We start from the raw sequence: 12,457 nt of genomic DNA, 5'->3' as shown, positions 1-12,457 counted from the left end.
CGAGCGCCGGCACTTCCACCTCGACCTGGTCGAAGTCGATGGAGCCGATCGCCTGCCCGTCAGGAAGAGCGCGCTCCGGCATGATCAGTTGGATGCGCTGTGCGGGGGCGTGCCACACGCCGTCGTTGGCGCCGGCCCAATGGCTGTAGGCCGTACCAGCGTCGAACGCTGTGACCACGGGCTGGTGCCAGGCGCCATCAGCGGTGATCGCGATCCGCTGCTGGTGGAACTGGCCGGTGGAATCGACCATCCGCAACACCATCTGACTGGCGTCGGTCGAGCGGGCCCACAGTCGCAACTCTTGCACATCGAGGTCGATGTTCTTGGTGATCCCGACATATCTTCCGCCCCCGCTGAAGTCTCCGCTCAGCCGGCCGGCATAGGCGCCCACCTTGGGATTCGCCGTGGTGCGGGTGAAGGTGCCTTCGGCGCCGGGAAACTCCAGCCCCAGGTTCAGGTTCCAATTCTCGTCCGCGGTCTCGAAACCGCCGATGACGTTCGGGGCCAGTTCCCCTTCAGCCGAGGCCGGCGCCGCTTGCAGTGAGCTCAGAATCAGGCTCACTGCCACGGCCATGAGGATGCCTAGGCCGAGCCATGGGTGTCGGTGAGTCCTCGTCATTGAAAGCTCCTCACTGTGGAGGGCGACCGTCACCGGCCGCCCTCCTGCACGGGCGATTCGGCGCTACGGCCTAGCTGCTTCGAACATCATCGGGTTGAACAGGGCGGAGTCCTTGGGTCTACTGCCGACACCGGATCCCCATTCGATCCAGCCCTTGCGGCCGGCGCCGTCGTTGTCGTTGACCAGCATCGAGAAGCTGAGCAGGCCCTGGTCCGGAGTGGCAGGAGTGAGGTAGGAATCCCAGGGCAGTGCGACTTCGTAGGTGGTGGTGGTTCCGGTGCGGGTGATGGCGATGTCGGCGTCGGTGACTTCGCCGACCTTGCCGTCGACGGTGGCCCAGCGGTGAGCCTTCGGGCCGTCGTCGGTCAGCGCCGTCCCGTACTCGTACCACTGGCCGGCCTCACCGGGGGACCCGGCCTCGACGGCGAACTGGATGCTGTCGCCTGCCCAGATGTCATCGGATGTCGCCGACTCCTGGGTGTGCGTGTCGTCGGTGATCGAGGCTGATAGGTAGAGGTTGTCCTCGTCCCAGGTGACGGCGATGTCGCCGGACAAGTCGGCCGCACCGTCGTAGTTATCCATCTCGACGGTGCCCTCGGCGGCGAGGTCGATGGTGTGAGCGCCGGACAGGTCGTCCAGGATGCCGTCGACGGTGATGGCCTGGTGGGTCATGGGTGTGAGGTCGGCGTGGTCGACGAGGTTTATTGCGCCCCCGGCCGACAGCGTGCCCTGGTCAGGGGAGTCGATCGTGACCGTGTAGTCGTGTTCACCGATGTCGAGATCGGCCAGCGGCACGTCGACGCTGGCCGTCTCGCCCGACGCGATTGGGCTCGCCAGTGGGGCCGTGCCGCTGTCACCACCGACCGACCACTCGATGTCGCCGACTTCCCTCGGGCTGGAGGCGACGTTGGCCACCTGGACCCGCAGGACGTCGTCGCCGTCGGGGGTGAGGACGTGCTTACTGGTCATGCTGAGTGCGTCGACGACTGTGGTGGTAGCGCTCAGCCGTGAGGTAGCGCCGCGACGCCCGGTGCGTTGGAGTAGCCTCCCGACCAGTTCGCGGTCTCCGGCGTGGTTCTGCGCGGGGATCGTGATGGGAATGTCGACCTTACGGCCGGGTGGCACGTGGACGTTGGTGGTAGTGCCAGCCACCTCGAACGTTCCCCACCGTGGGGCGCGGGGTGTGCCGGTGTTGTCGATGGTGAGGGTGGCATGCAGGTCCTCGCCGGTGACACCGGGGTCAGCGGTGAGGGTCAGCAGGCCCGACTCGGACATCGTGAGGTCAGCGCCGGTGAGGTAGACGGGGTTCTCGCCGACCGTGACGTGGACCTGGTCGGCCTGCGGCGTGAGGGTCTCGGTCTCACCCATGAGGTTGGTGAGCCGGACGGGGTCTTGGGTGTCGACGGCGATCGTGGTCGGCTCGTCGGCCCACAGCAGGTGCGTCTGTTGCCCGTCGTCGCGGTCGAACACATAGCTGGAGACGCCGTCGCCGATGCCGTCCTCCTTGTGGGAGAACTCCGCCCCGGTGAGTTCGCGGGTCATAGCCGCATACGACACGTACCCGGCCTTCGGGGTCCACCGGCCCGATGGGTCGGCGGTGTTGTGCAGCAGGCCGTAGTTGTTGTTGTGGCTCGTCGGATCGGGTTCGGCGACGTCGTTCATCAGTTCGTAGTAGAAGTACCGTTCGACGCCGCCGTTGAACGCGACCGCATGGGACTGCGGAACGTAGGCAGCCTGCGTGGCCTCGCTGACGCCGGTCGAGGTCTGATGCGTGGCGTAGCCGTTCTCGGTCACCCAGATCGGGATCAGCTCGCCGTCGTTGTACTCCCGGATCAGCGTTTCCAGCTGAGCCAACTGGTCGGCGCCGGACTCGGGCTCATCCGGCGCTGCGTAGGTATGGATCGCCAAGACGTCCATGTAGTCCAGGGCGCCGAGCTCGAACAGGTCCTCCAGCCAAGGCAGCACTCTCGGACTGCGGCCGACGCCGACGAATCCCGCGCTCACCACGGGCAGGTCCGGGTGCTCGGCCTTCACCGTCTGGTAGGTCGTCTTCAGGATGCCGAAGTAGCACTCGGGCGTGAAGTCGCAGTCGCCGTCAAAGCCGTCGACGCCCTTGCGGTCGCCGAACACTGCGGTGTTGGGCTCGTTGAAGACCTGGATCCAGTCCATCGGGTCGGTGTAGTACTCGTCGACCATAGACAGCGCGTGGTTGGCGAAGCCTTGCTGGCCCTCTGAGGTGTAGGGGGTGGCGCCGTTGTCGTAGAAGGTGCTGTAGCCCTGCGCTGTCCCTAGGAAATCCAGGCCGCTGGCCCGCAGGTTCGGCATCATCATGTCCGGCCGGGTGAAGTCGTAGACCCCCGGTTCCGGTTCCTGCCAGGCCCACCAGGACCCTTCCCGGATACTCTTCGCGCCGGCGTGGGTGACCAGCTCGAGGGAGTCCGCGGCGAAGTCCTGCCAACGCGGCATCGAGTAATGCACCTGCATACCGAACGGGGAGTCGTCGACTGCGGAGAAGTCGTAGTCGGAGAGCTTGGCGAACGTGGTCTCCCGTGTGGCGATCGGTTCGCCGTCGCGGTAGGCCGTCGCGTCGAGTTCGTAGTAGCCCACCACGTCGACGGGGAGGCTGACCTCGGCCGAGCCGTCGACGGGAGCCGAGCCGGTGGCGACTTCGGCGCCCCAGAAGTCGGTGACAGTCCAGTCGACGGTGTCGGCGGTGGAATCGATGCCGATGCGTGGCTGGTCGTCGCCGACGAAGACGTTCCCCGGTTCGGCCTGGACGAATTCCAGGTCCGGCGGCGGCACTGTGGCGGTGATGTCGTCGAAGAAGACGTCACCGGTCAGTTCGCCGGACAGCGCGGCCTTCGGCAGGTGGAGCCGGATCGCCTGGGCCGGTCCGTGCCACACGCCGTCGTCGGCTCCGCCCCAGGAGTTGTAGCCCGTTCCCTGATCGAAGTCGGAGACGACGATCTCCTGCCACGCACCGTCCGGGGTGACGGCCAGGCGCTGCTGATGGTGCTGGCCCGTGGCGTCGGTGAGGCGCAGGGTGAGGAACGATGCGTCGGAGCTGCGGACCCAGAAGCTCAGGCCCCGAAGGTCGAGGTCGATCTCTTTGGTCAGCCCGACGTAGGTGCCGCCGTCGGAGAAGTTCCCGCGCAGCCGGGCGGAGAAGAGGCCGTCGTACGGCTCGTCCGCTTGCCGGCTGAAGCCCCCCTTCGCGCCGGGAAACTCCGGGCCTCGGGTGAACCCCCAATTCTCGTCCGGGGTCTCGAAGTCGCCGATCACCTGGGTTCGCAGATCCTCCTCGGCGGTGGACACAGGTGGATCGTCGGCCGCGGCGATCGACGGTTCGGCCACCCCGGTCAGCAGGCCGAGCGTGGTCAGCGCGGCAAGGGTGACGATTCCGAGCGAACGAGTCAGGCGCTTCACGGGGTGTCTCCTCTGCATCGAGGCTGCGTGGGCGAGACGTGTTTCAGCGGGATTTCGACACTATGGCCACTCTTAGAACAAAAGTCAACCGCTATCCGAAGGGAACGCTCGTCGTCAATTGTCTCGATCTCCGGCTCGCGCGTGCTCCGGAGGGAAGGCATATAAGCCGTTTAACGGCCATGATGAAGTGTTCAGGATGCCCGTGACCGGCGTGTCGCGGAAGTTGTCTGGCTTCGCAGGGGAACGCTTCGGTCCACAGTTATGTACAGAATATTGACAGTACTGCATCTGCTAGGGCAATGTCTGACACATGGCTGATACATCCCGCAGCGCGTTGCGGCTGCTGCGCGAGGGACACGAGGACCGCGTCCTCAGTTTGCTGCGCACGCATGGAGCCCTCAGCCGCGCCGACCTGGCGCGGATGACCGGCCTGTCGCGGACAGCATTGTGGTCCATCGTCGGCAATCTGCTTGCTGTGGGGGCAGTTGTCGAGACGGATAGGCCGGACGAGGTTGGTGAGGAGGAGGGCAAGGCGGCGTCGCGGCGCGGGAAGGGGCGTCCGCCGACGTATCTCACGCTCAACCCGGCGAGTGGTCTCGCTCTCGGTATCGACTTGGGGTATCGGCGGATTCATGTCAGCGTCGCCAATGCCGCTCACGACGTCGTCGCGTCGACCAGCGAGCCGTGTATCCGGTCGGCATCGTGGCGTGCGCGCATCGGCCAGGCGCTGTCCGTCGTAGACAGTCTGGTCGCCCGTCATCACATCTCTCTGGCCGCGCTCGAGGGTGCGGGTGTCGGCGTGGTCGGCCCCGTCGCTGAGGCCGGCACAGCCTCCCGTCCGCGACATGGGGATCGTGCGGAACTCGTCCACAAGCTCGTCGGCGAACATCTGCGCGTGCCGGTTCTCGTCGATAACAACATGCGCCTCGGAGCGCTCGCGGAAGCGATATGGGGTGGCGTTCAGGGCGTGCAGAACGCCCTCTACCTCAGGCTCTCGCATGGTGTCGGCGGTGGCCTTGTGCTGGGCGGGCAGCTGTTCTCAGGAGCGTTCGGCGCCGCCGGCGAGTTCGGCCACATCTCTGTAGACACGGATGGACCACTGTGCGCGTGCGGCGGCCGCGGATGCCTGGAGCGGTATATCTCGCTTCAGCAGATCCTGAAGCGGTCGGGCGAGTCGACGTTCGACGAGGTCCTCGCGCGGCTGCGCACCGGCGACAGCCACGTGAAGGGGGTCATCGATGATGCCGGGCGGCGACTTGGGCGCGCGCTGGCCGCCGCGTGCAATGTCGTCAATCCGGAGTTGGTCGTCGTCGGGGGAGAACTGGCGAGAGCGGGAGACGACCTGCTCGATCCGGCCCGGGAAGCGATCGGCATCTATGCACACCGCCAGGTTCACCGCCGGTTGAACATCGTTCCGGCTCAGCTGGGCGAAGAGGGAGCTGCGCTCGGAGGGGTGGCGCTGGTCCTGCGCAGGTCGACTCTGCTCGCCGACTACCCGAGCGGACGCGGCGAGACGGAGCCGGTGTCGGACGATGACGCTACTCTCGCCTCGTCCGTCTCAGTTCGCGCTCCCGCCCCGCCGGGCAGGCCGAGCGGCAGCGTCACGGTGACGGTGCCGCTCACCACTGACGCCGACCAGGAGTTCTACGCCCGGCAGTTCCAGAGGTTCACGACGGAGACAGGTGTCGATGTCAACCTCCTGCACTTTCCGGATCCGGAGTACGCGGAGTCGATCCAGGAACTGTTCAGCGGCGAGGATCAACCGGATGTCTTCCGGATGGTGAAACCGCCGGCGATGATGGAAGCGTCATGGGCGAAGGGATGGATCCAACCGCTCGACGGTTACCCGGTGATCACCGAGCTGCTGACTGACGAGTACGGCGACTCTGCCCTGGATCCGGCGGTGTCGGGTCTACACATCGGCGGTCAGCTTTTCGGTGTTCCCGGCATTGCCAGTCCAGACTGGGACGGCAGGCAGGTGTTTCTGGCCAACATGGACGTGCTGAGTCGGTACGGTATCTTCGAACCGCCACGGACCTGGAGCGAGCTCCGCGACGCGGCGGCGAAGGTGGCCACCGAGTCCGGCGGGGACGCCTGCGGGTTCGCACCGGCCGGCGCGGGCCTACTGCTGGCCAACGTGACGTTGCAGCCGTTCATCAACACCGCGGGAGGAGTGCGGCACATCGCGCCGGCGACACCGTTCGACTACCGGACGGGGCGGTCCGCTGCTGCGCACGCGTCGGTGGTCGAGGCGGTGGCGTTGTTGCGGGGCATGGTCGAGGACGGCTCTGTCCTTCCTGGCTGGCAGAATATCGACACGCCCGGCTTCTGGCAGGCGTGGTCGGCGGGCCGGATCGCCATGGCGGTGGCCGCTCCATGGTGGACCGAGGAGATCTTGAAGATCAATGACCAGACCGACGTCACGGTTGCGCCCGTGCCGGTGCCGGACTCGGGCCGGGCGGGCTATGCCACATACACGAAGGACTGGGCACCGACATGGGGCATGGCGAAGGCGAGCAGGAACCCGGACGGGGCCGCGGCGTTGATTGCCTTCCTGGGGACGGCGGAGGTGCAGCGTCAGTACTACAAGGTCTCGGCCGTACCGACCGCGTTGGCCCGCGACTACGCCGACGAGTTGAGCAAGAATGCCGCCGGCATCATCGCCCTTGCGCACGATTTCAAGCTGCGAGGCCCGAGCCCGACGACGCGGAGCTACGACGCCCAAGAGGTGATCTCCGCGATCGAAAAGCGGGCCCCGACTCCAGACTGGCCCGAAATCGTCTTCTCCGCCATCGACAACGGGAATGACTACGTCGAGCTGGCGCAAACGTACGACGAGGGGCTGAACACCGTGGTCGCCGACGCGCTGGCGGCCGCGGGCATGGACGAGAACCTGTTCACCTTCTCCGACTGGGACCCGCTCGAGGACTACACCACTGACCCCGGCACGTAGGTGCGCGCGTGCCGTCGGCGGCACAACTCGGGCTTCACGCAGGCCACCGGCACACGACACACACGCGCCCACCGTCGTCGCGCGGGGTATCCGGCGGTGCACCCGACCCAGGCCAGTGGCGTCGTACTACGGGTTCGCCCGGCTGTCGATCTGAACCGAGTACCCGCCCGCCACCGCGACGATCTGGTGAAAGTCGGCGGTCGTGGAGGTGATGTGCCCGCCAGTCAGGGCTGGAGGTTCGTGATCGACAGGTTCATGATCGGCGTGCGGCTGGTCGGGGTCTTGGGGGACGCCAGGCCGGCCGTGCGCAGGTGCGCATCCATGTGCTCGGCGTAGGCACCGGTGTAGCCACTGTGCAGGAGGTGCTGGATCTGGACGCGGGTAGCGACGTCGTAGAGCATCGGGCAGCCCGCCACGCAGGCGATCCGCGCATACGCTTGGATGTCGAGGCGTTCCCCGGACGGTGAGCGCCGCTCGAGGAGGTCCGTCCAGTCGTACGGAGAGAGTGCCCGCTTCATCAGGTGTACGTACCGCGACGCCGCATTTCGTTCTGCTCGGGTGCTGGGCTTGTTTCGATTCATCCGACGCTCTCCTCGACCGGGTGCGCCGTTGCGGCGCAGGGTCGCTGACGGCGGCGCGCGTCGCGAGGTGTCACGCCAACTCAACCGTGATCGCCTGCGGTGCACCTGCGGCGTCGTCGAGGTCGCGGAACGTGAGGCGCAGGTTGCCGCCGATGGTGGTTGAACTGACGGTGCCGGGCGCGGAGATGACGTGTGCGACGGGGCGCTCCCAGTCGATCGAGAGGTTGCGGTTCTCACGTGCAGGGTCGCTGACCACGACGGTCGCCGTGCCGTCGGCGTGCTCGCGAGCGAGCACGCTGCAGCGACCCGTCGCCTTCAACTCGCCGGCACATCCGGCAGCCCAGAAGTTCGCGGCGATTGCGCCGTCATTGGGGAGCCGGACGGCGTGTGCGCGATCCGTGTGCGTGAGGATGTCGACCATTCCTGTGGCCGCCCAGCGCGTCGTCCGCTCTCGATCAGCGCCGGGGACCAGCACATACGCATACGCCGCCGGGTCCGGGTCGACCCCGTGATCGATGTGGGTGGTGAGGCAGCGTCGCGTGTGCACCTCGTCCGACCCTCGGTCGGAATTGATGTCGCGCCATGCTCCGCTGCGCTCGGTCAGCTCAAGACGGACGTCGCCGCCGGAGGGGAACACGTATCCGCCCACGCCCCGGGCATGGATCCACCGAGGTACCGCCGAGGATTCCCACTCGACATCGGGACGGACCTCCCGACCATCGATCTCCAGCGTCACGGTGCCGTTCTCACCCAGGTTCCGGTTGTCGACGGTCGTGACGACCGCGTGGCCATCGGCCGAGTAGATCGCCGAGCCGAGACACACGACGGCCTCATCGCAGAAGAACCACGACTTCCGCGCCCGCATCGTGCTGCCGGCGCCTTGCAGGTGCTGTGCGGCCACTCCGAGCTCCCCATCCGTCACGCCGCCCACGAAGCGTGTTTGCGGGCGCGGCTTGCCGAAGTGCCCGCCCCACCCATCGGGCAGCGGAAGCATCGACACCGTCGTGCCGGGGATCCGATACGGGTCGACGGTCGGCCAGAATGCGTCGGAGTTGTGTTCCTGGCCATGGCCGTCGCCCCACCAGGACAGCCAGCCCGAGCCGGTGTGGTAACCGCGAGAGTTCTCTCCGTTGCCAAACTCATAATGCGAGATGCGCTCGGACGCCATGGCGAGCGACGCCGCCCACCCGGATCCGCGATGCGCGCTGCGGTCGGTGTTGTGGAAATGGCGGTGCCCGGCCGGTTCGGGCGAACCGGCCACGGTGTGGTCGCCCAGCAACTGGTCGAGGCGCGCCAGCGCAGCGAGCTCGAGTTCGGCGTCCGCCCCGATGGGCAGGACGTAGTCGCGCTCGAGCCATCCCTTCACCATCGCGCGCCAACGCGCCTCGCGTTCGGGCGGCGCGCTCGCTCCCAGCAGGACGGTCGCCGCGCACAGGGCGTGAGCCTTGTGCTGCTCGGATCGGGACGAGCGCGCGATCTCGCGTCCCGCCACCGCGTGCATCATCAGCCCGTTGTAGATGAACGGGGCGGCGGCCGATTCGACGGTGCTGAGGAAATCAGCCCGTCGTGCATCGGGCGCCAGTCGACCTGACCACCACCGGCAGCAAGGTGAACCAGCCCCCATAGCGGGCGCGCGAAACCCTCCAGCTCCGCCGCCGTGGGCGAGAACGTCGCCCCCGATCGACCGAGCTCGGCCCGCGCACGACCGCGACTCAGCCGCGCCTCGACGGGACTCCAGAGGTCGAGGACATACTCCTGGAGGTCCGCCCGCGTTCCCCACGTCATGCCCTCTCGTCACCTGCCAGCTCGACCGTGATCTCCTGCGGGGCGCCGGCGTGCTTGAGGATCTGTTCGCGGGGGATGACGCTGCATCGTTTGGCCCAGGTCTGGTACGCAGTGGCGAGTTGGGTGACGATCTGTGGATGGTCTAGGGCTTGGTCGTGGAGTTCTGTGCGGTCGGTGTTGAGGTCGTAGAGTTCCCAGTCGTCGGGGTGGGCGCGGACGAGCTTCCATCGGCCCTGGCGCACGGCTGCGTGACCGAGATGTTCCCAGCAAAGCGTGTGTTCGCTCTTGGGCGTTCCGCGCATGTTGTCCCAGGTGTGCAGCATGCTGGTGCCTTCGGGTGGCAGGACGTCCCGGCCGAGATAATCGCGGGGGTAGTCGACGTCGGTGGCGTCGAGGATCGTCGCTATGACGTCGGGCAATTGGTGTGCGGCGTGCCGGATCGTGCCGGCCTCATGCAGGCCGTGCGGCCAGTGGACGATGAAGGGTGTCGCGATGCCGCCCTCGTGGACCCAGGACTTGTGCCGTCGGAACGGCGTGTTCGAGAGGTTCGACCAGCCTCGTCCGTAGGAGGCCCAGGTCGATTCCGGGCCGGGCACCACGTCCGGCGTGTTGCCGCGGTAGACCCGTTCGCCGTGACGTGTGAGCCGGTTGACGGTGGGCCGGGGGTCGAGCGCTTCGTCGACATATCCGAGGGGCTGGCCTTCAGCGGAGCCGCCGTTGTCGGACAAGAAGATCAGCATCGTGTTGTCCAGCTGACCTTGGGACTCGAGGGCATCGATGATTCGGCCGATGCCGAGGTCCATCCGTGTCACCTGGGCGGCGTAGGTCTGCATACGCCTGGCTTCCCACTGCTGGTGTGGGGTCTCATCCCAAGGGGCGACGTCGGGGTCGCGCTGGCTGAGCTCCGTCGCCTCATCCAGGAGGCCTTCCCCGAAGAGGCGTTGCATCCGTCGGGCACGCAACTGGTCCCACCCGTGGTCGTATCGTCCGGCGTACGCCTCGATGTCGTCTGACGGTGCGTGCAGAGGCCAGTGCGGAGCGGTGTAGGCAACGTAGAGGAAGAAGGGGTCTCGGGCTCGTTTCGCGATGTGGTCGTCGACGAATGAGGCTGCCTGATCGCTGATCGCGTCGGTGTAGAACCAGTCTCCGGGTAGCTGCGATTCTGAGATCGGCGTGGTGTCGCGGGTGAGCGTCGCCGGGTTGTAGTAACTTCCGGCGCCGGCGAGGGTGCCGTAGAAGCGGTCGAAACCGCGTTCGGTTGGCCAAGCGCCGTCGAGTCGGTCGGTGTTGCCCGTGAGATGCCACTTGCCGCTCATGTAGGTCCCGTACCCGTGCGAACGTAGGACTTCGGCGACGGTGACGCAGCGGTCGTTCAGGAATCCCTGGTAGCCGTGGGGACGTTGGTCCTCGACGAGGATGCCGATACCAGTCTGGTGCGGATGCAGCCCGGTGAGCAGTGATGCCCGCGATGGCGAGCACCGAGCCGTGTTGTAGAACTGCGACATCCGAAGACCGCCGGCGGCCAGCCTGTCGAGGTTGGGCGTGTCTATCTCGCCGCCATAACATCGGATGTCGGAGTAGCCGAGATCATCGGCCAGGATCAGCACGACGTTGGGACGCTGCTCTTGTCTCGTCATCAGGTCGTCACTCCGTGTTTGTCGTGCCGCTCAGCGTCATCACCGCGCCCCCGCGCTCGAGCGAGGAAGTACTCACGCGCCTCGTCGATGCGGGCCGCGTAGGCAATCCCAACGGAACTGCTCAGCCTGGATCAGCAGCACGTTCGTCATCGGTCTCCTTTGGTTACGGGGCGGGTTCGAGGCGGATGGGGTTGAAGAGAGCGGCGTTCTGGCCGCTTCCGATGCCCGAGCCCCACTCGATGTAGCCCTTGCGGGATCCCTCGTCGTTGTCGTTGACGAGCATCGAGAACGCGAGCATCCCGTGATCTGGATCGATCGGCGCAAGATGGGTGTCCCAGGGGAGCGCGATCTCATAGGTCGTCGTCGTGCCCGACCGATTGATCGCGGCGTCGGCGTCCACGACGGATCCGGTGCTGCCATCGGTTGAGGACCATTTGTGCACGAGCACGTCTTCTCCGCGCAGGGCGAGGCCGTACTGGTACCAGCTGCCCGCCTCGCCGGGTGTTCCGGCCTGTGCGGAGAGCTGGATGCTGTCACCGGCCCAGATTCCCGCGGTCTCCGGCGCATCCTGCGCGTGGGTGTCGTCGGTGATCTCTGCGGAGAGGTAGAGGTTCTCGTCGTCCCAGGTGACGGCGACCGTCCCGGAGAGGTCGTCTGCGCCGGCATAGTCGTCCATCTTGACAGTGCCGTCGGTAGCGAGGTTGACCGTGTGCGCGGACGACAGCTCATCGAGCGTCCCGTCGACCGTGATCGTCTGCTGTGTGCTCGGCGTGAACTCGCCCGCGTTGACGATCTTCACGCTGCCGTTTGCGCTGAGTGTGCCGTGCTCGGCGGTGTCGACCTCGAGCGAATATTCGTGCGTGCCGGACCCGAGCTCGGCAAGTGAGACGTCCACCGTCCGCGTTTCACCGGAGGGGATCGGCTCGTCGAGGACGGCAGTCCCATCGGTGTCGCCTGCGGACCAGCTGATGTCGCCGACTTCGGCCGGGTCGGAAGCGTGGTTGGTGACATTGACGCGCAGCGCGTCGGATCCGTCCGCGGCAAGCACGTGCGTGGCCGAGAGGCCGAGCGGGTCGACGATCGTCGTTGAGCCGGTCAGACGAGCGACCGTGCTACCGCGGCCGGTGCGTGAGGTCAGCCGGCCGACCAGTTCCCGGTCGCCGGTGTGGCGCTGGGCGGGAATGGTGATCGGGATCTCGGCTGTCCTTCCGGGTGCTACGCGGACCCTTGTTTCGGTCCCAGCGAGGTGGAACGTCCCCCACAGCGGCCGGCGCGGGGTGCCGCTGTTGTCGATAGTGAGGGTGGCGTCGATCGCCTCACCGGTGACACCCGGGTCGACAGACAAGGTGGCGAGGTCGGAGACCGTTGCGGTCAGATCCGTGCCCGTCAGGTAGACCGGGTGCTCACCGACCGTGATGTAGACGCGGTCGGCCTGCGGCGTGAGGTTCTCGGTTTC

General features: G+C 66.7%; 7 protein-coding genes and 1 pseudogene. 1 reads left to right on the top strand and 7 read right to left on the bottom strand.

The window, feature by feature from the left end; genetic code table 11:
- Positions 1–619, bottom strand: a pseudogene (locus ELR45_RS35705) (sugar-binding protein); the annotation flags it as partial.
- A 63-nt stretch (positions 620–682) separates the two neighbouring features.
- Complete coding sequence (locus ELR45_RS23715) at positions 683–4,045, bottom strand: sugar-binding protein (protein ID WP_165368050.1); 3,363 nt, start codon at positions 4,043–4,045, stop codon at positions 683–685.
- A 310-nt stretch (positions 4,046–4,355) separates the two neighbouring features.
- Here ELR45_RS23715 and ELR45_RS23710 point away from each other — a divergent pair, with 310 nt between their 5' ends.
- A complete protein-coding gene (locus ELR45_RS23710) occupies positions 4,356–6,998 on the top strand; it encodes an ROK family protein (protein WP_129668549.1) in 2,643 nt (880 codons plus the stop codon).
- 224 nt (positions 6,999–7,222) lie between these two features.
- Here the strand turns inward: ELR45_RS23710 and ELR45_RS23705 are convergent, their stop codons facing one another.
- The 5 genes from ELR45_RS23705 to ELR45_RS23685 form a co-directional block, all read right to left on the bottom strand.
- A complete protein-coding gene (locus ELR45_RS23705; protein WP_129668548.1) occupies positions 7,223–7,579 on the bottom strand; it encodes a hypothetical protein in 357 nt (118 codons plus the stop codon).
- Positions 7,580–7,649: 70 nt separating this feature from the next.
- On the bottom strand, positions 7,650–9,161 hold the full coding sequence (locus tag ELR45_RS23700) for a polysaccharide lyase family 8 super-sandwich domain-containing protein (RefSeq protein WP_420813940.1): 1,512 nt from the start codon (positions 9,159–9,161) through the stop codon (positions 7,650–7,652).
- The gene (locus tag ELR45_RS42885; RefSeq protein WP_129668546.1) at positions 9,083–9,364 is read right to left on the bottom strand and encodes a DUF2264 domain-containing protein; all 282 of its coding nucleotides are present in this window, start codon (positions 9,362–9,364) and stop codon (positions 9,083–9,085) included. The genes ELR45_RS23700 and ELR45_RS42885 overlap by 79 nt, the downstream gene beginning before the upstream one ends.
- Positions 9,361–11,001, bottom strand: a complete 1,641-nt coding sequence (locus tag ELR45_RS23690; RefSeq protein WP_129668545.1) for an arylsulfatase — start codon at positions 10,999–11,001, stop codon at positions 9,361–9,363. Before ELR45_RS23690 ends, ELR45_RS42885 begins: the two co-directional genes overlap by 4 nt.
- A gap of 163 nt (positions 11,002–11,164) precedes the next feature.
- Positions 11,165–12,457 (bottom strand): sugar-binding protein (locus ELR45_RS23685; RefSeq protein WP_205857143.1); only part of this gene is annotated, 1,293 nt, incomplete at its 5' end.

This window comes from Phytoactinopolyspora endophytica, assembly GCF_004138495.1.
Lineage (GTDB): Bacteria > Actinomycetota > Actinomycetes > Jiangellales > Jiangellaceae > Phytoactinopolyspora > Phytoactinopolyspora endophytica.
This window is presented reverse-complemented; position numbering and strand designations above follow the sequence as displayed.

Excerpts from the sequence above, each read along its gene's own strand:
- ELR45_RS23710 (WP_129668549.1), top strand. The coding sequence starts at position 4,356 with ATGGCTGATACATCCCGCAGCGCGTTGCGGCTGCTGCGCGAGGGACAC.
- ELR45_RS23705 (WP_129668548.1), bottom strand. The coding sequence starts at position 7,579 with ATGAATCGAAACAAGCCCAGCACCCGAGCAGAACGAAATGCGGCGTCG.
- ELR45_RS42885 (WP_129668546.1), bottom strand. The coding sequence starts at position 9,364 with ATGACGTGGGGAACGCGGGCGGACCTCCAGGAGTATGTCCTCGACCTC.
- ELR45_RS23690 (WP_129668545.1), bottom strand. The coding sequence starts at position 11,001 with ATGACGAGACAAGAGCAGCGTCCCAACGTCGTGCTGATCCTGGCCGAT.